General features: G+C 65.8%; 22 protein-coding genes, 4 tRNA genes and 1 pseudogene. 21 read left to right on the top strand and 6 right to left on the bottom strand.

The features are described 5' to 3' along the window. Positions 1 to 2: 2 nt before the first annotated feature. Positions 3 to 128 carry a hypothetical protein gene (locus tag ACWHYQ_RS15900; RefSeq protein WP_447973088.1) on the bottom strand — a complete coding sequence of 42 codons (126 nt, stop codon included), beginning with the start codon at positions 126 to 128 and terminating at the stop codon, positions 3 to 5. A gap of 204 nt (positions 129 to 332) precedes the next feature. Between ACWHYQ_RS15900 and ACWHYQ_RS15895 the strand changes: the two genes are divergently transcribed. After that, positions 333 to 545 (top strand): hypothetical protein, encoded by a 213-nt coding sequence (locus ACWHYQ_RS15895; RefSeq protein WP_447973087.1) that lies wholly within the window; start codon positions 333 to 335, stop codon positions 543 to 545. A 48-nt stretch (positions 546 to 593) separates the two neighbouring features. Continuing rightward, entirely contained in the window at positions 594 to 1427 is an 834-nt protein-coding gene (locus ACWHYQ_RS15890) for a HEAT repeat domain-containing protein (protein WP_447973086.1), read from the top strand. A 4-nt stretch (positions 1428 to 1431) separates the two neighbouring features. On the opposite strand, the gene ACWHYQ_RS15885 is transcribed toward ACWHYQ_RS15890, so the two are convergent. The 5 genes from ACWHYQ_RS15885 to ACWHYQ_RS15865 all read right to left on the bottom strand — a co-directional run bounded on the left by ACWHYQ_RS15885 (position 1432) and on the right by ACWHYQ_RS15865 (position 8012). After that, a complete protein-coding gene (locus tag ACWHYQ_RS15885) occupies positions 1432 to 1869 on the bottom strand; it encodes a hypothetical protein (RefSeq protein ID WP_447973085.1) in 438 nt (145 codons plus the stop codon). Positions 1870 to 1903: 34 nt separating this feature from the next. Beyond that, entirely contained in the window at positions 1904 to 3289 is a 1386-nt protein-coding gene (locus tag ACWHYQ_RS15880; protein WP_447973084.1) for a HEAT repeat domain-containing protein, read from the bottom strand. Beyond that, complete coding sequence (locus tag ACWHYQ_RS15875) at positions 3286 to 4908, bottom strand: ABC1 kinase family protein (RefSeq protein ID WP_447973083.1); 1623 nt, start codon at positions 4906 to 4908, stop codon at positions 3286 to 3288. The genes ACWHYQ_RS15880 and ACWHYQ_RS15875 overlap by 4 nt, the downstream gene beginning before the upstream one ends. A 9-nt stretch (positions 4909 to 4917) precedes the next feature. Beyond that, positions 4918 to 7074: an alpha-glucan family phosphorylase gene (gene glgP, locus ACWHYQ_RS15870; protein WP_447973082.1), complete on the bottom strand. Its 2157-nt coding sequence runs from the start codon at positions 7072 to 7074 to the stop codon at positions 4918 to 4920. Between the two features lie 98 nt (positions 7075 to 7172). Beyond that, complete coding sequence (locus ACWHYQ_RS15865; RefSeq protein ID WP_447973081.1) at positions 7173 to 8012, bottom strand: hypothetical protein; 840 nt, start codon at positions 8010 to 8012, stop codon at positions 7173 to 7175. A 510-nt stretch (positions 8013 to 8522) separates the two neighbouring features. Here ACWHYQ_RS15865 and ACWHYQ_RS15860 point away from each other — a divergent pair. From ACWHYQ_RS15860 to rpoC, 19 genes and pseudogenes are all read left to right on the top strand, one after another. Continuing rightward, on the top strand, positions 8523 to 10529 hold the full coding sequence (locus tag ACWHYQ_RS15860; RefSeq protein WP_447973080.1) for an ATP-dependent helicase: 2007 nt from the start codon (positions 8523 to 8525) through the stop codon (positions 10527 to 10529). Beyond that, positions 10516 to 11460 (top strand): hypothetical protein, encoded by a 945-nt coding sequence (locus ACWHYQ_RS15855; protein ID WP_447973079.1) that lies wholly within the window; start codon positions 10516 to 10518, stop codon positions 11458 to 11460. Before ACWHYQ_RS15860 ends, ACWHYQ_RS15855 begins: the two co-directional genes overlap by 14 nt. A 273-nt stretch (positions 11461 to 11733) precedes the next feature. Beyond that, a tRNA-Tyr gene (locus tag ACWHYQ_RS15850) sits at positions 11734 to 11818 on the top strand. A gap of 200 nt (positions 11819 to 12018) precedes the next feature. After that, a tRNA-Gly gene (locus tag ACWHYQ_RS15845) sits at positions 12019 to 12093 on the top strand. Between the two features lie 238 nt (positions 12094 to 12331). Continuing rightward, positions 12332 to 12407, top strand: a tRNA-Thr gene (locus tag ACWHYQ_RS15840). A gap of 63 nt (positions 12408 to 12470) precedes the next feature. Then, positions 12471 to 12890: a GTP-binding protein gene (locus tag ACWHYQ_RS15835; RefSeq protein WP_447973078.1), complete on the top strand. Its 420-nt coding sequence runs from the start codon at positions 12471 to 12473 to the stop codon at positions 12888 to 12890. 103 nt (positions 12891 to 12993) lie between these two features. Beyond that, on the top strand, positions 12994 to 13170 hold the full coding sequence (locus ACWHYQ_RS15830; RefSeq protein WP_447973077.1) for a hypothetical protein: 177 nt from the start codon (positions 12994 to 12996) through the stop codon (positions 13168 to 13170). After that, positions 13164 to 13550, top strand: a complete 387-nt coding sequence (locus ACWHYQ_RS15825; protein ID WP_447973076.1) for an EF-Tu/IF-2/RF-3 family GTPase — start codon at positions 13164 to 13166, stop codon at positions 13548 to 13550. Before ACWHYQ_RS15830 ends, ACWHYQ_RS15825 begins: the two co-directional genes overlap by 7 nt. Continuing rightward, positions 13547 to 13663, top strand: coding sequence for an EF-Tu C-terminal domain-related protein (locus ACWHYQ_RS15820; RefSeq protein WP_447973064.1), 117 nt, complete (start codon positions 13547 to 13549; stop codon positions 13661 to 13663). Before ACWHYQ_RS15825 ends, ACWHYQ_RS15820 begins: the two co-directional genes overlap by 4 nt. Before the next feature lie 101 nt (positions 13664 to 13764). Continuing rightward, positions 13765 to 13914, top strand: a complete 150-nt coding sequence (gene rpmG, locus ACWHYQ_RS15815; RefSeq protein ID WP_447973075.1) for a 50S ribosomal protein L33 — start codon at positions 13765 to 13767, stop codon at positions 13912 to 13914. Between the two features lie 98 nt (positions 13915 to 14012). Continuing rightward, positions 14013 to 14089, top strand: a tRNA-Trp gene (locus tag ACWHYQ_RS15810). Between the two features lie 104 nt (positions 14090 to 14193). Then, on the top strand, positions 14194 to 14388 hold the full coding sequence (gene secE, locus ACWHYQ_RS15805; protein WP_447973074.1) for a preprotein translocase subunit SecE: 195 nt from the start codon (positions 14194 to 14196) through the stop codon (positions 14386 to 14388). Positions 14389 to 14484: 96 nt separating this feature from the next. Beyond that, positions 14485 to 15021: a transcription termination/antitermination protein NusG gene (nusG, locus tag ACWHYQ_RS15800; RefSeq protein WP_447975581.1), complete on the top strand. Its 537-nt coding sequence runs from the start codon at positions 14485 to 14487 to the stop codon at positions 15019 to 15021. Positions 15022 to 15127: 106 nt separating this feature from the next. Next, positions 15128 to 15553, top strand: a complete 426-nt coding sequence (gene rplK, locus ACWHYQ_RS15795) for a 50S ribosomal protein L11 (protein ID WP_447973073.1) — start codon at positions 15128 to 15130, stop codon at positions 15551 to 15553. A gap of 38 nt (positions 15554 to 15591) precedes the next feature. Then, positions 15592 to 16293 (top strand): 50S ribosomal protein L1, encoded by a 702-nt coding sequence (gene rplA, locus ACWHYQ_RS15790; RefSeq protein ID WP_447973072.1) that lies wholly within the window; start codon positions 15592 to 15594, stop codon positions 16291 to 16293. 59 nt (positions 16294 to 16352) lie between these two features. Beyond that, positions 16353 to 16886, top strand: a pseudogene (rplJ, locus tag ACWHYQ_RS15785) (50S ribosomal protein L10); the annotation flags it as partial. A gap of 45 nt (positions 16887 to 16931) precedes the next feature. After that, on the top strand, positions 16932 to 17312 hold the full coding sequence (gene rplL / locus ACWHYQ_RS15780; protein WP_447975580.1) for a 50S ribosomal protein L7/L12: 381 nt from the start codon (positions 16932 to 16934) through the stop codon (positions 17310 to 17312). Positions 17313 to 17401: 89 nt separating this feature from the next. Further along, positions 17402 to 21367: a DNA-directed RNA polymerase subunit beta gene (gene rpoB, locus ACWHYQ_RS15775; RefSeq protein ID WP_447973071.1), complete on the top strand. Its 3966-nt coding sequence runs from the start codon at positions 17402 to 17404 to the stop codon at positions 21365 to 21367. Between the two features lie 141 nt (positions 21368 to 21508). Further along, the gene (rpoC, locus tag ACWHYQ_RS15770; protein ID WP_447973070.1) at positions 21509 to 25693 is read left to right on the top strand and encodes a DNA-directed RNA polymerase subunit beta'; all 4185 of its coding nucleotides are present in this window, start codon (positions 21509 to 21511) and stop codon (positions 25691 to 25693) included. Positions 25694 to 25761 lie beyond the last annotated feature (68 nt).

Genomic DNA, 25761 nt, shown 5'->3' with positions numbered 1-25761 from the left:
GCCTACTTGCGATGATATCGACAGACTCGCGTCACTTCGTCCAGCAGGGCCGACCGCGTCGCCCGATCGGCCCGTTGATACCGCTGCCACATCACCCGCAGATACTCCTGTTTGGATCGTCGCGCCATGCTGCCTGCCTCCATCCTGGCCCTCCTTCCGACTCGCTCCATGCGAATCTGGAGGGTAAGATTTGCAAATGACGCAACGATCGGTCGCTTGGTAAGATTTTAGATGACTCAATTCGTTGTGTTGACAGGGTTCGGGAGGCTTGCATAGACTGATAGCCTTTCGACTCGTTGCTGTATCGTTGGCCGAGGAAAGAGGGGGCGGACATGGCGAAGAAGACCGTTGAGGAATCGGACGAGGCACGGCTGAAGAAGCGGGTGCGGGAGCGGCTGGCCGGGAGCGAGAACCCGGAGGCGGATGCGTCGCTCCGGGCCCTGCGCAAGCGCCTGAAGCGGGCGCAACGTCGGCGGCGGAAGCTCGCCCTACGCAAGCAGCACGCGATGAAAAAGCAGAAAACGGCGGCCCCGGCGCAGGCGTGAGCCGGCGCGCTCGCGGGCGCACCGGACGGAACGGCAGGGAGGAAGAGCATGACGGAAGAGGAGAAGAAGTCCGACGATTTCTTCGAGCCCGAAGGCGAGGCCGTGACGGATGAGCTGGCGGATCGCGTCGCCGACGCGCTGGCCATGCCTTCCGGACCCGCCGAGACCCAGGCGACCGGGCCTGAGGAACCCGAGCCGGCCGAAGCGGAGGCGGTTGGGGAAGAGGAGGTCAAGGATGAGATTCAGATCCAGATTGACCTGCTCAAGGATCCCGACTGGGCGATCCGCCGCGAGGCCGTCATCACGCTGGGCGAGATGGGCGACGAACGGTGCGTCGAGCCTCTCGTCCGCGCGCTCCGGGACGGGGATTGGCAGGTCCGGGAGGTCGCCGTGGAGGCGCTCGGTCAGGTCGGTTCGCCGGCGGTGGACCTCCTGATCAAGCAGCTTCGGGACTGGGACGTGCGGAAGTTCGCGATCCGCGCGCTCGGCAAGATCAAGGACGAGCGGGTCCTGGAACCGCTCGTCCAGCAGCTCCGGAGCGACGAGTTCGGGGAGGACGCCACGGACGCCCTCGTGGAACTGGGTGAGCCGGCCGTGGAGCGGCTGATCGCGGCGCTCGCGGACAAGGACGAGCGGATCCGCCGACAGGCGATCATCGCGCTGGGGCGGATCGGGGACCGGCGGGCGGTCGAGCCGCTCATCGAGAAGACGAAAGACAAGGACTGGTTCACGCGGCTGACGGCGGCGGCGGCGCTGGAGAAGATCGGCGACGAACGGGGGCGGGAGGCGATCAAGCCCCTGATGCAGGACCCCGACCTGGTGGTGAAGATGCGGGCCGAGCGCATCCTGGCGGCCTGGAAGAAGAAGACCGCGAGCGTGTAGGAAGCTAGTTCCCCGCGAGCAGATCGTCCAGCTCCTGCTGGATCTCGTCGAGCCGGGCCCGCGGGATGGATTTCCCCATCGTCAGCTCGAGGTGCGCCTCCCGCGCCTTGACGGTCAGCGGCTTCACCTTCGAGGGCTTCCCCGCGTCCCGCTCCGCCTCGGCTGCTTTCTGCAGATCCTCGACGGCGACCGCGAGTTCCTTCGCGGCGTTCCCGTAGTTCCGGTCGAGCAATTCCGACTTGGCCTGCACCACCTGGGCCTTTGCATCGAGCAGCGACTGGCGGAACCGGAAGTTCCGCTGGAGGCCCAGCGTCTTGTCCAGGAAGGAGCGTGACAGCTCGGCCACCGTCTTCTCCAGATCCGCGAGCGACCGCTGTCCGGCGTAGTAGCCCGCGAAGAAGGCCGCGGCCGCCAGGACGAGCATTCCCACCAGCTTGACCATAGGGTTCTTCCCCCGCTTCATGGGTTGAGGGGCGTTACTTGCCTTCGGCCAGCACCTGCGCCAGGCTGCCGGCCGCCGCGATCCGGACCACGACGTCGGTGTCCTGGAGCGCGTGCTTGAGGACGGGCACGACCTCGGGCCTGCCGATCCGTCCCAGCGCGCGCGCCGCCGCCAGGCGCGGCTGGGGCTGCTGGTCCCGGAGCAGCGCCTCCAACAGCGCAATCGCCCGCTTCTGCCCGGGGATGCCCAGGGCCTGGCCGACCGCGCTCCGGACCGACGGGTCCGGGTGCTTCGTGAGCTCCTGGGCGACTAGGAGAATCTCCTGGTCACCCTGTCGGAGCAGGCCCTCGACCGCGCCCGTGCGGACCAGCTCGACCGGATCGCGGGCCGCCTGCCACAGGAGCGGCCGCAGGGAGGCGACCCGGAGACGTCCCAGGCTGGCCGCGGCGACGCTCCGGACGCGCGGGCTCTCGTCGCTCAGCAAGTGCGTCAGCGCGCTCGCGCCCTCCGGGCTGCCGAACTCGCCGAGTGCCCCGGCCGCGAAGGCCCGGACGGACGGGTCTGGATCATAGACCGCCTGGGTGAGCAGGGACAGGGTCGCGGGGCGCTTGAGCTTGCCCAGCACCCCGAGCGCGGCCATGCGGGTCTCCGGGTCCGGGAGGGTCGCGGCGCTCAGGAGGCCGTTGAGCGCCTGCTCGCGTCCCCATCGCACCAATACCGCCAGGGCGAACACGGACGGCGGCCCCTCCTCCCGCCTGGCGATCTCGGTCAGGGCCTCCACGAGCGTGGCGTCCTGACCGGCCCGGTGCCCCTCGCCGCCCAACGCGTGCAGCGCGGCGACGCGGACGGCCGTAGCCGGATCCTTGAGCGCCCGCTTGACGCCGGCTACGCCCGCGGGGCCGGTCCGGCCGAGCCCCTCGACCGCCCGCGCGCGCACCATGACCGACGGGTCCAGGAGCCCGTCTTCCAGCAACGGCACGGCCTCGCGACCGGCCACCTCTGCGAGCGCCGTGTAGGCAGCAACGCGGACGAATTCGCTGGCGTCGCGTGCGTGACCGGTGATGAAGGCCAGCGCGAGCTGGCGAAGCCACGGGAGTTGGTCTGGCCGACCCGGAGGGACGAGCTGATGGTAGAGCTTGAGGGCCGCCTCGGCCCGTCCCAGGCGCAGGTAGCTCTGGAATCCCACCTGCAACAGCTCGCGTGGGGGTGACGGCTCTGTGGCCGATTCGAGCAGCCGCACGACGCGGTCGTACTCGCCCCGTTTGAAGGCCTCCTGCGCTTCGCGCGTCACGGCCGGTCCCGTCCTGCGCCGATCGGGCTGGTGGAGGCGCTCCCCCAGCGGGTCGGCCGCAGCCCCGCTCCAGACCAGGAGCCCGAGCGCCGTGCAGCAGACGGCTGCCCATGGGGCCAGCGCGCTCATGCGCGCCCCGTACGGGTGAGCCACGAGCCGAGCAGCAGCAGGGCCGCGACCCCCGCGACGGCCGCGAGCAGGTGCGCCTCCCAGGACGCCCCTTGCAGACGCAGCCAGACCCAGAGGGCGAAGGCCACCACGGCCACGAGCGCCGCGGCTGCGCGGAACAGCAGCCCGTAGAGCCGATCCAAGAGCGGGGCCAGCGCCTCGGAGCTCACGCGCCGGCGCGACTCGCTCTGCTCCAGTGCGGCCAGGCGCGACTCGACGAGCCGCGGGAGGCCGGCGAGGCGCTTGCCGACCGCCAGGGCCTGCTCCAGCAGCGTCGGCGGCGGTCCCTCCTCGGCCAGGAAGAACTCCCGCACGTAGGGTGCCGCCAGCTCGATGAGGTTGAGGTCCGGGTCGAGCTGCGCGTTCAGGCCCGACAGCATGCCCGCCGTCCGTCCGAGAACGACGAAATGGTTCGGGAGCTGCAGGTAGGGGTAGACCCGGAACAGCTCGCGGAGGTCGCGCGCGATGTCCTCGAGCGTGAGCGCCCGCAGCTCCTTGGGCGGCTTGTCCCGGTAGCGCTCCATCAGGGCGGCCGCGACCGCCTCCACGTCGCGGTCGCGGGCGGTGCGCACGACGACCCCCAGCTCCTTCATCCAGTACACGATGCCGGGGATGTCACGCTCGACGATCGCGCGCATCGCCCCTTTGATCGACTGGTAGAGTTGCGGGCCCATAGGCTGCATGATGCCGAAGTCCACGAAGACCAGCCGCGGGCCCTCCGGATGCGGCTGGACGAACAGGTTACCCGGATGCGGGTCCGCGTGGAACAACCGGTGCCGGAGGAGCTGCCGCATGTAGGCCTCGACGACCAGGCGGGCCAGAGCGGGCAACTGGACGCCCTTCGCCTCCAACTCGGCGACGTGGGAGATCTTGATGCCCTCCACGAACTCCAGCGTCAGCACCCGCGGGGTCGTGAATGCCCAGATGACGCGGGGGACGACAATCCGGGCGTCGTCGGCGAAGTGGATCCGGAAGGCCTCCGCGTAGCGGGCCTCCTGCTCGTAGTCCAGCTCCTGGAGGAGGATTGTCCGGAACTCGTCGTAGAGGAGGTCGAAGCGGACGCTGGGCATCCACCACCGGAGGAGGCGCGTGGCCCACTCGAGCGCACGGAGGTCCGTCGCGACGATCTCGGCGATCCCAGGATACTGGACCTTGACAGCAACCCGGCGGCCATCCAGGAGGCAGGCAGCATGGACCTGACCGAGCGAGGCGGCGGCGATGGGGGTCGGCGTGAAGGAGGCGAAGATCCGGTCAGGATCGTCACCGAGCTCCTGGGCGATGCGCTGGCGCACCGCCGCATACTCGATCGGCGGCACCTGGTCCTGAAGCTGGCTCAGCTCGTCGGTGAAGGCGTCCGGCAGGATGTCCACGCGGGCGCTCAGCGCCTGGCCGACCTTGATGAGCACGCCCTTGAGGCGGGTGGCCGTTCGGACGAAGCTTCGTGCGTTTTTGCGGTGCATGCCGGCCCGACGGGCCTGGCCGATGCGCGCGGGGAGCGCCAGCTCCTGCGCGCGGCAAAGCAGGTACCGGCCCAGCATCAGGGCCAGCAGGCTGAAGATGGCCAGGACGCGCAGTTTCACCGGCGGCTGTTACCGGGATGTGGGTTCCAGGCCGGCGGCGGGCGCGTAGCAGAGGGTCATGTATTCCTTGACCATGCGGCGAGTGCAGAACCGCGGGGCGATCGTGCGGATTGCGTCCTTGACGACCTGCATCCAGCCGCGGGGAATCCCGTCCCGGTCCCTGGTGTAGTAGAGCGGCACGATTTCCTGCTCGAGGAGGCGGTAGAGCTGCTCGGCGTCGTGCAGGTCCTGGGCCTGCGGGTCCTGCAGGTGCGCGGAGGAGGGAATCGCCCACCCGTTCCCGCCGTCATAGCCCTCCTGCCACCATCCGTCCAGCACGCTCAGGCTCGGCACCCCGTTGAGCGCCGCCTTCTGCCCGCTGGTGCCGCTCGCCTCCAGCGGCGGACGCGGGGTGTTCAGCCACACGTCCACGCCCTGGACAAGGTACTTGGCCATGTGCATGTCGTAGTCTTCGAGGAAGGCGACATGGCCGCCCAGGCCGTGGTCCTTGCAGAAGCTATAGACCTCGTGGATGAACCGTCGACCGGGCTCGTCGGCCGGATGGGCCTTGCCCGCAAAGATGACCTGCACCGGGCGCCAGCGGTCCTGCAGGAGGTGCTGCAGGCGCGTCAGCGAGGTGAAGAGGAGCGTCGCCCGCTTGTACGTGGCGAACCGTCGCGCGAACCCGATCGTCAGGGCTTCGGGGTCCAGGAGCGTCCCGCTGGCCAACACCTGCGTCGCCTCCAGCCGCCACTGCATCCATCCGGCGCGTGCCCGTTCCCGGATGAAGCTCATCAGCTTGCGCTTGAGCGCCTGGCGGATCGCCCACAGCTCCTGATCCGGGATGTCCATGACCCGGTGCCAGACCGCCGGATCGTCGGAGCGTTCGGCCCAGTCGGGGCCGAGGTGCCGGCTGTAGAGGTGGTTCATCTCCGGGGCGATCCAGGTCGGCACGTGGACGCCGTTGGTCACGCTCCGGATGGGCACTTCCTCCTCGGGCCGGTCCGGCCACAGGCTCCGCCACATCCGGCGCGACACGCGGCCGTGCTCGCGGCTGACGCCGTTCACGTGGCCGGACAGGCGCAGGGCCAGGGCCGTCATGTTGAAGCCGTCCGGCCGATCGGGGAACTGCCCCAACGCCAGGAAGGTCTCGCGCGAAAGGCCGAGCTGGCCCCAGTACCGGTGGAAGTACCGCTCCATCAGCTCGTGGGCAAACACGTCGTGGCCGGCCGGCACCGGCGTGTGGGTGGTGAAGACCGTGGTGCGGCGGACCAGGTCCGCCGCTTCCTCGAAGGAGCGGCCCGCCTGGACGTACTCGCGGACTCGCTCGATCATGAGGAACGCGGAATGGCCTTCGTTCGCGTGCCATACCGCCGGGGCGAGCCCGAGCGTGCGGAGCGCTCTCACCCCGCCGATGCCGAGCAGGATTTCCTGCGAGAGGCGGACTTCCTGGTCCCCGCCGTAGAGCCGCGCTGACAAGGCCCGGTCGCTCGGCGCGTTCTCCGGCACGTCGGTGTCGAGCAGGTAGAGGATCACGCGGCCCACGTTGACGCGCCATACCACGGCACAGACGGTCCGGTCGCCCAATTCAACCGTGATCTGGCAGGGTGACGCCGACGGGGTCAGGGCCTGGTGAATCGGGGACTCCAGCCGGTTGAACGGCTCATACTCGGCCTCCTGCCACCCGTCGGGGGAGATCCGCTGGCGGAAATAGCCCTGCGGATACATGAAGCCCAGGCCGACGAGCGGGATGCCCAGGTCGCTGGCCTCCTTGCAGTGGTCGCCGGCCAGGATACCCAGCCCGCCACTGTAAATCGGAATGGAATTGTGCAGGCCGAACTCGGCGGAGAAGTAGGCGATCGTGCCATCCGTGCCAGGGCCGTAGGTTTTGGCGAACCAGGTGCCCTTGGCGTCGCGGTATTCGTCATAGGCCTTCAACACGGCGGAGTACTGGCGCACAAAGGCCGGATCCTGGCTGAGCAGGGCCAGCCGCTCCGGCTTCAGCTCCTGGAGCAGCTTGACGGGGTTATGATGGGTCAGCCGCCAGAGGGTTGGATCAAGGGATTCGAAGAGCTGCCGGGCCTGTGGGGTCCAGCTCCACCAGAGGTTATGGGCGAGCTCCTGCAGGCGGGCGAGAGCACCCGGCAGGGCCGGGGCTGAGGCGGTCACTCCAACGTCGTCGCTCACGCGTCCTCCTTCGACATGGATGGATCAACAGGTGCGGGGAGAGACCAGGCGGGCCACCGCGCCGATCGCCCGGCGCCGGTGTGCCCCGTGCCTCCCGGTCAGGCGTGGCCGATCTTTTGCCATGTCGCCCAGTCGGCCGAGAAGGCTACGGCCGCGTACCGCTCTCCGAGGATGCGCGTTACCCGGTTCATCAGCCGGGCCAGCTCCTGGAGCTGGCCCGGCTTGAGGTCCTCCTTGAACCGGGGATGGAGGCCCCAGCGGGTCTCAACCTCTTCGCCGTGCACCGTCGCCATGACGCTGACCAGCTTAATCTCGTTGCCGGTGGTGCTGGGCCTCGGTTGGACCGTGGACGCGCCCGCGGCCTGGGCCGGCCCGCCCGGGGCCTGGCCCTGCCCTTGGATCTCCTCGAACAGTCCCTTCATGGCGGGGATCGCGGCGCTGGCGCAGAGCGTAGCGGCCGAGAGCACCATGCCGTCGCCGGCCGCTCCCATCAGCCGCGCGATGCGCTCCGCGAACGTCTTGAAGAACTCGTCCTTTGCCTTGCTCTCCTCGGTGGGGACGAACTGGAAGCGGTCGTACGTCTGCCGACTCTCCGTGACCGCCTTGCCGACGGTCAGGAGAAACTCCATCTCATCGGAGTCAGGACCCAGGGCGGGCGCCAGAACGTTCTTGAGCTGATTGGTCACGGCGTCCTCGAGGCGGTCCATCAACGCAGGCTGCTCCTGGACCGGTACGTAGAAGGCCGAGAGGCGGTCGGCTAAATTGAACAGGACCTTGAGGAACTCCAGGTAGAGCTCCCACTCGGCCCGCTTCTTGAGCTTGAGCGCGGCTTCCGGCGCGCTCTTCTTGACCATCGTGACGGACTCGCCCGCCACAGCCACCATCAGGGAAGCGAGCTCCCGCAGCCTCGTCGCGTAGCCGCCGTTCGTGTCGGTCATGGAACCCCTCGCGCAACGCCACATTATATACAAGTCCGTCCCACCATCCAACCTACTCCTCGTGGGTAGCTCCGGCCTCCCCATCGGTCTACGGGGGAGGGGATGGGGCCCGGGCACGGTGTCGGTAGGGCATCGGAGCCATTGCAACCGGGAAAGCCCTGTGCTATCTCTCACGGCGGCTCTGGTGAGCCGCAGAGGGAGCCGAGTGACGTCTTGCCCTTCCCGCCCGGCCCGTCCTGTGCCGCTCGTGCTGGCCGCGCTGCTTTCGGCCTGCGCGACCCAGCCGCTCAACTTCACGATGGCGGTTCCGGCTACGGTGAATCTCGAGGCCAAGGGCGTAAGGACCCTGGCCGTGGCGACCTGGAAGCGGTGGGGCACGTGCAGGACGTGGCTGCGGCCCACAAGAGGCTGGAAAGAAGAGAACCGGTGAGCCGATGTGACTGACCGTGCTGGCGTCCCCTCCGCCCGGCTTCTTGGGGATCGGACGTGGGGCGCGTTGAAAGGGGAGGCATGGAGCGGCAGAGCAAACCCTACGTGCTCCGGCGGCCGGTGGACGAGACGGCGCCGGCCAGGCTGTCCATTGACTACGCGCAGGCGCTGAATCGGCAGCAGCTCGCGGCCGTGACTGCCGGCGACGGGCCGGCGCTCGTAATCGCGGGGGCCGGGAGCGGCAAGACGCGCACGTTGATTTACCGGGTGGCCTATCTGATAGACCGGGGCGTGGATCCGAGTCGGATCCTGCTGCTCACCTTTACGCGCAAAGCGGCGCAAGAGATGCTGAAGCGCGCCGGATTGCTGATCGGATCGCGGAGCGAACGGGTGTTCGGGGGCACCTTTCACTCGGTCGCGAACGTGCTCCTGCGGCGGTACGGCCGGCCGATTGGCTTAGAGCCGGGCTTTACGATCCTAGACCGCGGCGACGCTGAGGACTTGATCAACCTCCTCCGCGGTCAGCTCGGGATGGGCGAGAAAGAGAAACGGTTCCCGCGCAAGGGCACGATCGCTGAGATCTTCAGCAAGAGCGACAATACGCTCCAGAGCCTGGAGGACGTCGTGCTGGAGGAGTTTCCGCACTTCGCCGAGCACCTCGATGACCTGGGGAGGCTCCGGGCCGCTTACGAGACGGCCAAGCGGGAGCGGCATCTGCTCGACTATGACGATCTGCTCGTCAAGCTCCGCGTGCTGCTGGAGCAGGACGAGCCGGCCCGCACGGCCATCTCCTCCAGCTACCGCTATATCCTCGTGGACGAGTACCAGGATACCAACCGCCTGCAGGCGGACCTGGTCAGGAAGCTGGCCGCGACTCACGACAACGTGATGGTCGTGGGCGACGACAGCCAGTCCATCTATCGCTTCCGCGGCGCCACGTTCCGGAACATTATGGAGTTCCCCACGCTGTTTCCTGGTGCGGCGATCTACAAGCTAGAGGAGAACTACCGGAGTACGCAGCCGATTCTGAACCTGGCGAACGAGATCATCGCGGGCGCGGCCGAGAAGTACACCAAGCACCTCTTCACGCGCAAGGTGGACGGGCCGCTCCCGGTTCTCGTGCAGGCAGGCGGAGAGCACGCGCAGTCGCGGTTCGTCGCCCAGAAGATCTTGGAACTGCGGGAAGAAGGCGTGCCGCTGGGGGAGATCGCCGTCCTGTTCCGGTCCAGCTTCCATTCCTTTGACCTGGAAATCGAGCTCTCCCGGCGGGACCTCCCCTTCGTGAAGCGGGGCGGCTTCAAGTTCATCGAGACCGCCCATGTCAAGGACCTGCTCGCGCACCTGCGGGTCCTCGAGAACCCCCTGGACGCCGTGAGCTGGAACCGGCTGCTCCTGCTCGTCGAGGGGATCGGTCCCAAGAAGGCGAGGGAGCTGATCGCTGCCGTGGCGAAGACCGGGCGGCCAGCGGACGCGCTCTGCGAGATGGGCGGGCGTGTCTCCGGCAAGCTGCGGGATCTGGCCCGCATGCTGGAGGAGGCGGCCGGCGCGGCCGACCTGGGACCGGCGGAGCAGGTGAACCGGGTCTACGAGTATTACCTGCCCATCTTGAAGCAGCAGTATGACGACTACCCGAAGCGGATGAGGGATCTCGATCACCTGTACGCGATGGCCGAGCGGTATCACCGCCTCGAGGAGTTCCTCGCCGATCTCGCCCTGGAGCCGCCCGACGAGAGCTTCGCGGACGTTGTGGCGCCGGAGCGGGACGACGAATGGCTGGTGCTCTCCACCATCCATTCGGCCAAGGGGTTGGAGTGGCAGTGCGTCTTCGTGATCTGGATCGTGGACGGGCGATTCCCCTCGGCCTACTCCTTCGTGTCCGAAGAGGACCTGGAAGAGGAACGCCGCCTCTTCTATGTCGCCGTGACCAGGGCCAAGCAGCAGCTCTACCTGACCTATCCCATCAATATCTATGACAAGAGCACGGGGGCAATCTTGTCCAAACCCACACGGTTCCTGGACGGGCTGGACCCCTCGCTCCTGGAGAACTGGGCGCTGGTCGAAGAGGATTCGCACGATGGTTGGGGGTGAGCGCCAATCCAGCCGCACCCCAGGCCACCTCCGGAGCGCGACGACCCTGGGGGTGGTGATCTGTGTGCTGACGTTGCTCGCCCTTCTGGCCCAGGCGGGGCGGACCTCTGCCGCGCCAGCGGCGGATTTCGATCCCTCCGCGCCGAGCAGGAGCCCCTGGACAGCCCTGATCGCCCAGGCGGATGAGTTGGGGCTGCCGACAGGGTTCCTACATCTGATACCTCCCGGGTTCGTCAAGTTCGAGTTCAGTGACCTGCGAACCTTCGCGGCGGAATACCATCCCGACGAGCACCGGATGTTGCTCAACCGCAGCCTGTCCTTCAACCGGGCGGGACGAGTCCTCTGGCCACTCGCGAAGCTGACCCACAACGATCTGAAGACGCTCTACCACGAGCTGTTCCACGCCTACGCAGATTTTATCCACTCCAACCCTGATGTCGCCGAAGCCGATCCCGGCGCCGCGCGGCTGCTTGCCTTCGAGAAGAAGGTGCAACAGTGCCGGTATCAGTTCGTCGAGATCACGCCGGTCCATCAGCGGAAGACGGCGACCGAGACCCGCCTGTTGACGGAACGCGAGAGCTGGGAGGCGTTGAACGAGACCTGGGCGGTGTTCGTCGGGTGGGCGATCTGGACCAAGCTCGAGCTGGCTACGGTCAAGGACCGGCGCCAGGCGGCCGAGCAGTGGCTTGCCCGGCTGCAAAAGGCTGACAGAGATGCGGAGATCCTCGGCTATTACGAGCCGGAGACCGCAGAGGAGCGGGCGGTGACGCATAAGCGGCACCTCGCGCCCATCCATCGCATCACCCCGGCGGAAGTAGCGATCCTGCTGGAAGTGGTGCTGGGAGAGTCGCCTCAGGACGCCCAGCGCGCCGCGTCTGTCATGGAGCAGACCCGTCCGCTGCCGAAGGGGGCGGCTGCCTGTGCCGACTGAGCGGGGCCTGGGTCAACTCCCGGCTCGGCTTTCTACCGGGAGCAGCGAGGTGCCAGGAATTCTTGCTTGACAATTCGCAGCTTGCCTCGTACAATCCAGCATTTCCGGAGAGTCTCTGATCAGACCTGAATCAGTGCTCCAGCTCCGTTCGTCATCCCGGCTTCTGGAGCGGAGGACTGATGGCGGGCCCGTTTGCTTTGTTGTTCGGGATTCCTACCGGTCGCTGAATACCTATTGATGCCAGTCTTGAGAGCTGACGTTGAACCGGCACGGGGGCAGGTACCCAAGTGGACAAAGGGGGCAGACTGTAAATCTGTTGCCATCGGCTTCCAAGGTTCGAATCCTTGCCTGCCCACCATCCCGGAGCGCAGCGGAGGTCCCGCGGCCCTGCGATTTGAGGGCCGCGGGATAAGTATCGCAGCGGCTGTGTCGCCTCCTGCTGTCCGCAGAGCTGAGGGGTCTGGCCGGTGGGGTGACTGGGGGCGCAGCGGAGGTCCCGCGGCCCTGCGGTGCGGAATGCTGCAGGATACGTACTGGCACGGCTGTACTGTCGTCGAAGCGGGCGTAGCTCAGTGGTAGAGTTCCAGCCTTCCAAGCTGGCCGTCGCGGGTTCAAATCCCGTCGCCCGCTCCATCCCGGAGCGTAGCGGAGGTCCGGCGGCGGTGCCCAATCGGACCGCTGTTGGAGCCGTACCGTCGAGGCCGGAGTGCTTCCGAGTTGGTCCTGCTTTGCTGTTGGATCTGACCGGTGAATCGGGGCGCAGCGGGAAGCTCGGATCGTGGAGCGTCGCTCGTTAAGCGTAAGGCAAACCACACGTTTGAAAGGCCGGCGAGCGACGCTCAACGAGGACGAACGGCGTCATTGCGCAGAGGCCCACGTAGCTCAGTCGGTAGAGCACGTCCTTGGTAAGGACGAGGTCACGCGTTCGATCCGCGTCGTGGGCTCCACGCCTCGCTAGCACGGCGGGGAGGTACCTCTGAGGCTTCAGGAGCGTTGGCGGAGTCTGGCACATGGCGAAGGCGAAATTTGAGCGGCGCAAGCCCCACGTCAACATTGGGACGATCGGGCACGTGGACCACGGCAAGACGACGCTGACGTCGGCGTTGACGAAGGTCTGCAGTGAGCGGGGGCTGGCGAAGTTTGTCAGCTACGACGAGGTGGCCAAGGCCTCCGAGAGCCAGGGGCGGCGGGATCCGACGAAGATTCTGACGATTGCGATCAGCCACGTGGAGTACGAGACGGAGGCGCGGCACTATGCGCACGTGGACTGTCCGGGGCACGCCGACTATGTGAAGAACATGATCACGGGGGCGGCGCAGATGGATGGGGCGATTCTGGTGGTGTCGGCGGCGGACGGGCCGATGCCGCAGACGCGCGAGCACATTCTGTTGGCGCGGCAGGTGGGGTGCCCTACATCGTGGTGTTTTTGAACAAGGCGGACAAGGTGGACGACAAGGAGTTGTTGGACCTGGTGGGCTGGAGGTGCGGGAAACTGACGAAGTATGAGTTTCCGGGGACAAGATTCCGATCATTGTGGGGTCGGCGACCAAGGCGCTGGAGGGGGATCAGGGGCCCTTGGGGGTGCCGGCCATTTTGAAGTTGTTGGAGGCGGTGGACACCTACATTCCGACGCCGACGCGGCCGATTGACAAGCCGTTTTTGATGCCGATCGAGGATGTCTTTACGATCAGCGGGCGGGGACGGTGGTGACGGGCCGGGTGGAGCGCGGGGTGGTGAAGGTGGGCGATGAGGTGGAGATGGTGGGGTTGCGGCCGACGGCGAGCACGGTGGTGACGGGGGTGGAGATGTTCCGCAAGGTGCTCGACGAGGGGCAGGCGGGGACAACATTGGGGTGTTGCTGCGGGGACGAAGAAGGACGAGGTGGAGCGGGGATGGTGTTGGCGAAGCCGAAGAGCATCACGCCGCACACGAAGTTCAAGGCGGAGGTCTACGTGTTGACGAAGGAGGAGGGGGCGGCACACGCCGTTTTTCAACGGGTATCGGCCGCAGTTCTATTTTCGGACGACGGACGTGACGGGGTGGTGCAGTTGCCGGCGGGGGTGGAGATGGTGATGCCGGGGACAACGTGAGCATCACGGCGGAGTTGATTGCGCCGATTGCGATGGACCAGGGGTTGCGGTTTGCGATCCGGGAGGGAGGGCGCACGGTGGGCTCTGGGGTCGTGACGGAGATTCTGGCGTAGCGAGGAGCGCAGGGCGAACCGCGCACCGCCAACCGCCGGAAGGGCGCAGGCTGGCGGCGCGCCATTCGCGGCTCGCTGTTGGCTGGAGGAGCGAAGCGAAGATGCGCGAGATCATTTCCATGGCCTGCACGCTGTGCAAGCGGCGGAATTATTCCACGACAAAGAATAAAAAGAACGACCCGGACCGTCTGGAGCTGAACAAGTTCTGTAAGTTCTGCCGGAAGCACACGCCGCACAAAGAAGTGAAGTAGCGAACAGCGAATAGCCAACGGCCGATGGCAGAGGGTACAAGGACGCGCAAGAGGCCCGCTCCTCGTAGCTGTTTGCTGCCGGCTATGAGCTCAAGAGCAGGGGCATGGTGTTCAACGGCTAGCACGTCGGTCTCCAAAACCGAAGGTCCGGGTTCGATTCCTGGTGCCCCTGCCACACCGAGCTAGCTCGACCCGGTGGCTCTTCGTACAACGCCGCCGGGTAAGTACCTCAGCGGCTGAGGGCGTTAGTTGGGTGGGGTTTCTTAACGAGGTTTTCCCGTGTTCAAGAAACTATGGACGTCCGTCAGCGAGTTCCTGAGCGACGTCAGAAGCGAACTAAAGAAGGTGTCCTTTCCTTCCAAGGCCGAAACCATCGGGTCAACCACGGTCGTGATCATCTTCTGCATCATCATGTCGCTCTACCTCTCGGTCGTGGATTCGTTTCTGGTGTGGCTGGTCAGCAAGGTGATCTAGACGTTCAGACGTGCGGGCTCTCGGCGAGCGGGCACCGTTCGATGCCCGTGCGACGAGTGAGGAGTCGGCGGGTTGGTGAAGACTGAAGGGACGCAGATGGCCAAGAGCTGGTATGTGATCCATACCTACGCGGGCTTCGAGGGCCGGGTCAAGAGCAGCATCGTCGAGCGGGCCAACCAGATGGGGCTCGCCGACAAGCTCGGGCAGGTCCTGGTGCCCACCGAGGACGTGGTCGAGATCAGGGACGGCAAGCGCCGCACCTCGAAGCGGAAGTTCTTTCCGGGCTACGTGCTCGTGGAGCTCGAATCGCCGCTGACGGAAGAAACGGTCCAGCTCATCAAGGAGACGCCGAAAGTCACCGGCTTCGTCGGCGGGGGTGCTCAGCCGATTCCGCTGACCCCGGAGGAAGCGGAGTCGCTGCTCAAGCAGGTGGACTCCGGGACTGCGGCCCCGCGCGAGCAGATCCGGTTCATCAAGGGTGACAACGTGCGGATCATTGACGGCCCGTTCCTCGGCTTCAATGGGCTCGTGGAGGAAGTGGACACCGACCACAATCGCGTCAAGGTGCTGGTGAGCATCTTCGGGCGCTCCACGCCGGTGGAGCTGGGGTTCTTGCAAGTGGAACGCATTTAGAAGAGGAGCGAACAGCAACCAGCAGGTAGCGAACCGCTCCTCCGGAAGCTTCTGAGGGCTGTTTGTTACGAGCTGTTCGCTGCTAGCTCTCACAGGGTGTGAAGCGATGGCCAAGGAAGTCGTGACCCAGATCAAGCTGCAGATTCCCGCTGGGAAAGCCAATCCCGCGCCGCCGGTCGGCCCCTCGCTGGGGCAGCACGGCGTGAACATCATGGAATTCTGCAAACAATTCAACGCGCGGACCCAGAAGGAAGGGGACAGCATCATCCCGGTCATCATCACGGTCTACAAGGATCGGACCTTCACGTTCGTGACCCGCACGCCGCCGGCCTCGGACCTGCTGAAAAAGGCCGCGGGGATCATCAAAGGCTCCGGGACTCCGAACAAGGACAAGGTTGGGACCATCTCCAAAGCCAAGGTGCGGGAGATCGCGAAGCTCAAGATGCCCGACCTCAACGCGGCGGATCTGGAGGGTGCGGTCAAGATCATCGAGGGCACCGCGCGCAGCATGGGGATCGTGATCCAGGGGTGAGCAGGCGGACCGATGGCGGTTCTCCGAAGGAGCAAGCTATGGCGAAGATCGGGAAGCGGATGCGGGAGGCGCTGAGCCAGGTAGAGCCCCGGGTCTACGGCTTGAAGGAAGCCGTCGAGCTGGTGAAGCGGCTGGCCAAGGCCAAGTTCGATGAGTCGGTGGACCTGGCGCTTCGTCTGGGCGTGGACCCCAAGCGGGCGGATCAGATGGTGCGCGGGACGACCGTGCTGCCCCACGGGACCGGCAAGAAGGTCCGCGTGCTCGTCTTCGCCAAGGGGGAAAAGGAACAAGAAGCTCGTCAGGCCGGCGCGGACTACGTCGGCGCCGAGGATCTGATCGAGAAAATCAAGGGCGGCTGGATGGACTTCGATCAGGCGATCGCGACGCCGGACCTCATGGGCGCGGTCGGCAAGCTCGGCAAGATCCTGGGCCCGCGAGGCCTCATGCCGAACCCGAAGACCGGGACGGTGACTTTCGACGTGGCGAAAGCCGTCTCGGAGATCCGCAAGGGCAAGGTCGAGTATAAGGTCGAGAAGGCGGGGATCGTGCACGTGCCGGTCGGCAAGGCGTCGTTCCAGGTCTCGCAGCTCTTCGAAAACGCGCAGGCTGTCCTGGAGTCGGTGATGAAGGCGAAGCCGGCCTCCTGCAAAGGCAGGTACCTCAGGAGCGCGACGATCTCCAGCACGATGGGGCCCGGCATCCGGCTCGATCCGGTCGCGATCGCGAAGCAATGGGGCTGAGGAAGCAGCGGGTCCTGTCGCTGACCACCCCGGCCAACGCCACCCGCTGCACAGGGTAGATGGGATGTGAGTCTGAGGAGAGTGGCATGAAAAAGGAAGAGAAGGCGGCGGCGGTCGCCGAACTGCACGAGAAATTCGCGCGGGCCAAGCTGGCCGTGATGACCGAGTGCACCGGGCTTCCGGTGAATCAGATCACGGAGCTTCGCAAACAACTGCGCGGCGCCAAGGCGGAGTTCCGGGTGGTCAAGAACACCTTGGCGGTGCGTGCGGCGGATGGGACCTCGTTGGCTGGCGCCAAGGCCTATTTCAAGGGGCCGCTGGCCGTCGTGATCGGCTACGACGATCCTGTCCTGCCGACGAAGGTCCTGCGCGACTTCATCAAGGCTGAGAAGCGCGAGGAGAAAGTCCGGATCATCGGTGGCATCCTGGAAGGCAAGCTGCTGGCGGCGCCGGACGTGGCCGCCGTGGCCTCACTGCCGACAAAGGACGTCCTGCTCGCCCTGCTACTGTCGGCGATGCAGGGGCCGGTCCGGGGGCTGGTCTTTGCGCTCAGCGGGCTGTTGCGACAACTGGTCGGCGTCATTCAGGCCATCAAGGACAAGAAAGGAGAAGGGGACATGCCCACGACCGAGAGCAAGCTGTCGAAGGAGGAGTTCATCAAGGCGATCGAGAGCATGAGCGTGCTCGAGCTGTCCGAGCTGGTGAAGGGCCTCGAGGAGCGCTTCGGCGTGACCGCGGCGGCCCCGGTGGCCGTGGCAGCGGCGCCGGCGGGCGGCGGGCCGGCGGCGGCGCCGGCCGAGGAGAAGACCGCCTTCGACGTCATCCTGGCCAGCGCGGTGGCGGACAAGAAGATCCAGGTCATCAAGGTCGTCCGCGAGATCACGAGCCTGGGCCTCAAGGAGGCCAAGGACTTGGTCGAGGGCGCGCCCAAGCCGGTCAAGACGGGCGTGACCAAGGAAGAGGCCGAGGCTATCAAGAAGAAGCTCGAAGAGAGTGGTGCGAAGATCGAGATCAAATAGGCGGGAACCGGGGAGCGACGCGCGGCGGTGCCCGGCGATCAGCGGGGCGCGCCGGTGGAGCCTGACGATTCACCCTGGAGGAGCACGGCATGTCGGAATCGACTGTCAATGGCACGATCGAGCGGAAAGATTTCTCGAAAATTCGCGCGAACATTGACATCCCTGACCTGATCGAAATCCAGAAGCGGTCGTACGAGCAGTTCCTGCAGATGGAGGCCGAGCCGGATCGTCGGGAGGACAAGGGACTACAGGCTGCGCTGACCAGCGTGTTCCCGATCGCAGATTACAACAACACCGCCATCCTGGAGTTCTCCAGCTACTCACTCGGGACGCCCAAGTACGACGTGCGGGAGTGTCTCGAGCAGGGGATGACCTATGCGATGCCCCTCAAGATCCGGGTCCGGCTGGTCGTCTTCGACAAAGAGGACAAGGGGCAGAAGAAGCCGGTGCTCGACGTGCGCGAGCAGGAGGTGTACGTCGGCGAGCTGCCCCTCATGACTGAGCGCGGGACCTTCATCATCAACGGCACCGAGCGCGTGGTCGTGAGCCAGCTCCACCGCTCGCCCGGCGCGTCGTTCACGCACGACAAGGGCCGGACCCACGCGAGCGGCAAGGTGCTCTATTCCGCCCGGATCATCCCGTACCGGGGTTCCTGGCTCGACTTCGAGTTCGACGCCCGGGACATCCTCTACGTCCGGATTGACCGGCGGCGGAAAATGCCGGCCACGATCCTGCTGAAGGCGTTCGGCTACTCTTCGGACGATCTACTCAAGCTCTATTATCCGGTGGAGGAGATCCGGGTCTCCAAGGGCAAGCTGCTCCGCAAGCTGGACCCGGAAATCCACCACGGGCTCAAGTGCCCCATTGAGGTGACGCAGAAGGGCAGCCGGGAACCGATCGTCCGCGAGGGCGCCAAGCTCACCAAGACCGTGATCGCCCGGATGAAGGCCGAGGGGGTGAAGGAGATTCCGGTCAACCCAGCGGAGTTGGTCGGCCGGGCGGTGCTGACGGAACTGGTGGACCCGGCCACCAAGGAGAAGATCCTCGACAAGAACCAGCGGCTGACGCAAGCCGCCCTCGAAAAGATCCTGGCGAGCGACGTCGAGAGCTTCAAGGTCATCTACCTCGACAGCACCACGGCGACACCGGTGATCCTCGACACCCTCGAGATGGAGCGGACCGCCTCGAAAGAAGAGGCGATGGTCGAGATCTACAAGCGCCTCCGGCCTGGCGAGACGCCCTCCATTGAGACCGCGAAGGTGCTCTTCGACAACCTGTTTCACAACGCGAAGCGCTACGACCTCTCGCCGGTCGGGCGGCTCAAGCTGAACACGAAGCTCGGGCTCGACTTCCCGCTCGAGCAGCGGACGCTGACGCCCCAAGACATCGTCGAGGTGATCCGGTACCTCGTCAACCTGAAGATGGGTAAGGGCGAGATTGACGACATTGACCACCTGGGCAACCGGCGGGTCCGGTCCGTGGGCGAGCTGCTGGAGAACCAGTTCCGGCTGGGCCTCGTGCGGATGGAGCGGAGCATCAAGGAGCGGATGAACCTGCTGGACATGGAGACGGTGCTCCCGCACGATCTGATCAACGCCAAGCCGGTGGTGGCGGCGATCAAGGAGTTCTTCAGCAGCAGCCAGCTCTCCCAGTTCATGGACCAGACCAACCCGCTGGCGGAGATCACGCACAAGCGGCGGCTCTCCGCCTTGGGTCCCGGTGGCCTCACGCGCGAACGGGCCGGGTTCGAGGTACGCGACGTCCATCCGTCGCACTACAGCCGCATCTGCCCGATCGAGACGCCGGAAGGGCCGAACATCGGGCTGATCACCTCGCTCGCCACCTACGCGCGGATCAACGAGTTCGGCTTCATCGAGGCGCCCTACCGGAAGGTCCGCAAGGGCCGGGTCACCGACGAGATCGAGTATCTGTCGGCGATCGAGGGGGAGCGGCACTACATCGCCCAGGCCAATACCAAGATGGATGCGTCGGGGCGCATCGTGTCGGAGACCGTGTCCGCGCGGTACGGCGGGGACTTCGTGACCACGACGCCCGATAAGATCGAGTACATGGACGTCTCGCCCAAGCAGGTCGTCAGCGTCGCGACGGCGTTGGTGCCTTTCCTCGAGCACGACGACGCCAACCGCGCGCTGATGGGCTCGAACATGCAGCGCCAGGCGGTGCCGTTGATCAAGACCGAGGCGCCGCTCGTCGGTACCGGCATGGAAGCGGTGGTCGCGCGGGACTCCGGGTACGTCGTGCTCGCGAAGCGTGGCGGGGTCGTTGAGAGCGTGGACGCCACGCGCATCGTTGTCCGGGCCGAGCCCAAAAAGAGCGAGGGGTCCCGCCGGAGCGAGGCGATGCTGGACGTCTACGACCTGGTCAAGTTCCAGCGATCCAACCAGAACACCTGCATCAACCAGACGCCGATCGTCCGCGTCGGCCAGCCGGTCAAGAAAGGCCAGGTGCTCGCGGACGGTCCAGCCATTGACCGGGGCGAGCTCGCGCTGGGCCGGAACGTGCTGGTCGCGTTCATGCCCTGGGGCGGGTACAACTTCGAGGATGCGATCCTGATCAGCGAGAAGTTGGTCCGGGAGGACGTGTTCACCTCGATCCACATCGAGGAGTTTGAGGTGGAGGCGCGCGACACCAAGCTCGGCAAGGAGGAGATCACCCGCGACATTCCCAACCTGGGTGAAGAGGCGCTCCGGAACCTCGACGAAAGCGGTATCATTCGGATCGGCGCCGAGGTCAAGCCCGGCGACATCTTGGTCGGCAAGGTGACGCCCAAGGGCGAGACGCAGCTCACGCCCGAGGAGAAGCTGCTCCGCGCAATCTTCGGGGAGAAAGCTGGCGACGTGAAGGACACGTCCCTGACCGTGCCGCCGGGCGTCGAGGGGATTGTGGTGGACGTGAAGATCTTCTCCCGCAAGGGGCTCGACAAGGACGAGCGGTCGCGCACGATCGAGAGCGAGGACGTGCTCAAGCTCCAGCGCGACCACCAGGACGAACTGCGGATCATCGAGGAGGAGAAGAACAAGAAGATCCGGAAGCTGCTGCTCGGCAAGGTCGTGGGCCGCGACCTCATGGACCCCGAATCGGGCGAGGTCATTCTCAAGAAAAAGGGCAAGCTCACAGCCGAGATCCTGAAGAAGCTCTCGGACGACAACATCCGGCACATCATCCTGAGCGATCCTGACGAGCAGAAGGCGCTCGACGAGATCGAGCGGCAGGCCAAGGAACAGATCGAGATCCTTCAGACCCTCTACGACGAGAAGGTCGGGCGGCTGAAGCGGGGCTACGAGCTGCCGCCCGGCGTGATCAAGCTCGTCAAGGTCTACATCGCGATGAAGCGGAAGATCTCGGTCGGGGACAAGATGGCTGGCCGGCACGGGAACAAGGGGGTGGTCTCCCGGATCCTGCCGGAGGAGGACATGCCCTACCTCCCGGACGGGACGCCGGTCGAGGTCGTCCTGAACCCACTGGGCGTGCCCTCGCGGATGAACGTCGGCCAGATCCTGGAGACGCACCTGGGTTGGGCGGCCAAGGCGCTCGGACTCCACGTGGCCAGCCCGGTCTTCGACGGCGCCTCGGAAAAGGAGATCAAGGACCTGCTCAAGAAAGCGAAGCTCCCGTCGAGCGGCCAGACGACGCTCTACGACGGCCGCACCGGCGAGCCGTTCGGCAGCCCGGTGACCGTCGGCTACATGTACATGCTGAAGCTGCACCATCTGGTGGACGACAAGATCCACGCCCGCTCGATCGGGCCCTACTCGCTGGTCACGCAGCAGCCGTTGGGGGGGAAAGCCCAGTTTGGTGGGCAGCGGCTGGGCGAGATGGAGGTCTGGGCCCTGCAGGCCTACGGCGCGGCCTCCACGCTCCAGGAGTTCCTGACGGTGAAGTCCGACGACGTGCCGGGCCGGTCCCGGATGTACGAGGCCATCGTCAAGGGCGAGCCCTTCTTGGAGCCGGGCCTGCCGGAGTCCTTCAACGTGTTGGTGAAGGAGTTGCAGAGCCTCGGGCTCGACGTGGAGCTGATCAAGGCGAAGGAGTGAACACCGGTGACGTGGGGCACCCGTTGCTCCGAGAATGCAACGGGTCGCGGGTGACGCGTGACGGGCTGGGGCTACACGGGCATTCCTTCTCGTCACGCGTCACTCGTCACCCATCACGGTCTCTAAAGGGAGGGACCAACCTTGGAAGGCATTTACACCCTGTTCGAGAAGCCACGCGATTCCGTGTCCTTCGACTCCATGCGGATTCGCATCGCTTCTCCCGAAAAGATCCGGTCTTGGTCGTACGGCGAGGTCAAAAAGCCGGAGACCATCAACTACCGGTCCTTCAAACCGGAGAAGGACGGCCTGTTCTGCGCCAAGATCTTCGGCCCGATCAAGGACTGGGAATGCAACTGCGGCAAGTACAAGCGGATGAAGCACCGCGGCATCGTCTGCGACAAGTGCGGCGTCGAGGTGATCCAGTCGAAGGTGCGCCGGGAACGGATGGGCCACATCGAGCTGGCCGCTCCGGTCGCGCACATCTGGTTTCTCAAAGGGGTGCCCAGCCGCATCGGCACCCTCCTGGACATGAGCCTCAAGTATCTGGAGAAAATCCTCTATTTCGAGAGCTACGTCGTGGTGGATCCGGGCGACACGCCGCTCCGGGAGAAGGAGCTGCTCACGGAGGAGAAGCTCCGGAGCCTCCAGGAGCAGTACGGCGCGAGTGCCTTTAAGGCCGGGATCGGTGCGGAAGCCATCCGCGAGCTGCTGCGGAAGGTGGACATCAACCAGCTCTGGGACGAGCTGCACGCCAAAGCCAAGGTCTCCACGTCCGCGGCGTTGAAGAAGAAGTACGCCAAGCGCCTGAAGGTGATCGAGGCGTTCCGCAAGTCCGGCAACAAGCCCGAATGGATGGTCATGGACGTGATCCCGGTGCTCCCGCCGGAGCTGCGGCCGCTGGTGCCGCTGGACGGCGGCCGGTTCGCGACTTCCGACCTGAACGACCTTTACCGCCGCGTCATCAACCGGAACAACCGTCTCAAGCGCCTCATTGAGCTGAAGGCACCCGGGGTGATCATCCGGAACGAGATGCGTATGCTCCAGGAGGCGGTGGACGCGCTGTTCGACAACGGGCGGCGCGGGCGCGCGATCCGCGGGCCGAACAAGCGCCCCCTCAAGTCGCTCAGCGACATGTTGAAAGGCAAGCAGGGACGGTTCCGGCAGAACCTGCTGGGCAAGCGCGTGGACTACTCGGGCCGGTCGGTCATCGTGGTGGGTCCCGAGCTGCGGCTGCACCAATGCGGCCTGCCCAAGAAGATGGCGCTCGAGCTGTTCAAGCCCTTCATCTTCCACAAGCTGGAGGAGCGCGGGGCGGCGACCACGATCAAGAGCGCCAAGCGCCTGGTGGAAAAGGAACGGCCGGAAGTCTGGGACGTGCTCGACGAGGTCATCCGTGAGCACCCCGTGCTGCTGAACCGCGCGCCCACCCTGCACCGGCTGGGCATCCAGGCCTTCGATCCGGTGCTCGTCGAGGGCAAGGCGATCCGGCTGCACCCGCTCGTCTGCGCCGCGTTCAACGCGGACTTCGACGGTGACCAGATGGCGGTGCACGTGCCGCTCTCGGTCGAGGCGCAGATCGAGGCCCGGGTGCTCATGATGTCCATCAACAACATCCTGTCGCCGGCCAACGGGAAGCCGATCGCCGTACCCTCGCAGGACATGGTGCTCGGCTGCTACTGGCTGACGAAGGAGCGGCCTGGCGCCAAGGGAGAGGGCAAGGTCTTTGCGTCGCCCGAGGAGGTGCGCATCGCCTACGATGCGGGCGAGGTCGAGGAGCACGCGAAGATCAAGGTCCGGATCGAGGGCGCCCTCGTCAACACGACGGTGGGGCGCGTGCTGCTCGGGGAGATCCTGCCGCCTTCGATCCCGTTCGCGCACGCGAACCAGCTCATGACCAAGAAGGAGATGACCAAGCTCATTGACACGGTCTACCGGCAGGCTGGGCACAAGGAGACCGTGCTGCTGCTCGACAAGATCAAGGACATCGGCTTCCACTACGCGACGAAGGCCGGCGTCTCGATCTGCATTGACAACATGCACATCCCCGCTAAGAAGGAGGAGCTGATCGCCAAGGCCCAGCGAGAGGTCAACGAGATCGAGAAGCAGTACGGGGAGGGTCTCATCACGAACGGCGAGCGGTACAACAAGGTCATCGACATCTGGGCGCACGTCACCGAGCAGGTCGCCAACGAGATGATGAAGGAGCTGGCGGCGGGCGGCGGCGACGCGCGGAACCAGGGGCCGTTCAACCCGATCTTCATGATGGCCGATTCCGGCGCGCGCGGTAGCTCGCAGCAGATCCGTCAGCTCGGCGGCATGCGCGGGCTGATGGCCAAGCCGTCGGGGGAGATCATCGAGACCCCGATCACCGCCAACTTCCGCGAGGGCTTGACCGTGCTGCAGTACTTCATCTCGACGCACGGGGCCCGGAAGGGGTTGGCGGACACGGCCTTGAAGACGGCGAACTCCGGCTACCTGACCCGTCGGCTCGTGGACATCTCGCAGGACGTGATCGTCAGCGAGGACGACTGCGGGACGACCGACGGGATCGTGGTCACCGCGCTGGTCGAGGGGGGCGAGATTATCCAGCCGTTGGAGGAGCGCATCCTGGGTCGGCTGGCCGGCGAGGACATCCGCGACCCGCTCACGGGCGAGATCATCGTCAAGGCGAACGAGGAGATTGACGAGGAGCGTGCCAAGAGTATCGTCGAGGCCGGCGTGGACCGCGTGAAGATCCGCTCGGTGCTGACCTGTCAGTCCCGGCGCGGCGTCTGCCGCCGGTGCTACGGGCGCGACCTCGCGCGCGGCCGCCTGGTCGAAAAAGGGGAGCCCGTCGGCGTGATCGCGGCCCAGTCTATCGGCGAGCCCGGCACCCAGCTCACGATGCGGACCTTCCACATCGGCGGCACGGCGAGCAAGGTCGTCGAGCAGACGGTGCTGGAGGCCAAGCACGCGGGCACCATGCGGTTCATGAGCTTCGACGCGAAGAAGAACGCGGACATCCACAATGCCGGCATCGCCGTCCGGAACAAGGAAGGCGAGTGGGTCGTGATGAACCGTAACGCGAAGATTGCGATCTACGACGAGACCGGTCGCGAGCGCGAGAAGTATCCGGTGATGTACGGGGCCAAGATCAAGGTCAAGGACGGCGACCGCGTCGAGGTCGGCCAGAAGCTGGTCGAGTGGGACCCATACTCGCTGCTCATTCTCACCGAGGTCGGCGGCAAGGTGGCCTACGGCGACATCATCGAAGGCGTGACGATGAAGGAGGAGCTCGATGAGGTCACCGGGCTCTCCCGCAAGGTCGTGATCGAGCATTCGGGCGCCACGCTCCGGCCCCGGATCTCGATCAAGGATGAGGGCGGCAAGACGGCCAAGGTGGCGAGCCCGACCTCCGTGGCGCGCTACTTGCTGCCGGTCGGCGCCCACATCCTGGTCGAGAAGGGCCAGATGGTGCACCCGGGCGACGTGCTGGCCAAGATCCCGCGCGAAACCACCAAGACCAAGGACATCACTGGCGGTCTGCCGCGCGTCGCCGAGCTGTTCGAGGCCCGCAAGCCGAAGGAGCACGCGGTCATCAGCGAGATTGACGGCGAGGTCTCCTACGCGGGCTTCGTCAAGGGCATGCGCAAGGTCCTCGTGGACAACAAGATGGGCGACGTGAAGGAGTACTTCATTCCCAAGGGCAAGCACGTGAACGTCCATGAAGGGGACTGGGTCCGGGCTGGCGAGCCCCTGATGGACGGGTCCGCCAATCCCCACGATATCCTCGACGTGCTCGGCCCCAAGGAGCTGCAGAAGTATTTGGTGGACGAGGTCCAGGACGTCTACCGGCTCCAGGGCGTGTCCATCAACGACAAGCACATCGAGATCATCGTCCGGCAGATGCTGCGGAAGGTCCGCATCGAAGATCCGGGCGATACGGAGTTCCTGCCCGGCAGCCAGGTCAACAAGTTCGTCTTCGAGGAAGAGAACGAACGGGTTCTGGCCAAGGGCGGCCGACCGGCGCTGGGCAAGCCGGTGCTGCTCGGCATCACGAAGGCGGCGCTCACGACGGACAGCTTCATCTCGGCGGCCTCCTTCCAGGAGACGACGCGGGTGCTGACCGAGGCGGCGATCAACGGCAAGGAGGACCCGTTGCTGGGGCTCAAGGAAAACGTGATCGTGGGGCGGCTGATTCCGGCGGGGACGGGGTTCACCGAATACCGAGACACGTTCGTCATCAGCGCGAAGAAGGAAGAGCCGGTGGCGGCGCTGGAGCAAGGGGCGCTCGGGCTTCCGCAGGCCGCAGAGCCGAGCGAGAGAGCCGACGCGCTCGGCAGCTAGGGTGGGGCGGCTGCGGTTCGCTTGACAGCGCGAAACGGGTTCATTATAATTCGCCGCCTTTGGGCGAT

It is taken from the genome of Nitrospira sp. Kam-Ns4a (assembly GCF_965152595.1).
This window is presented reverse-complemented; position numbering and strand designations above follow the sequence as displayed.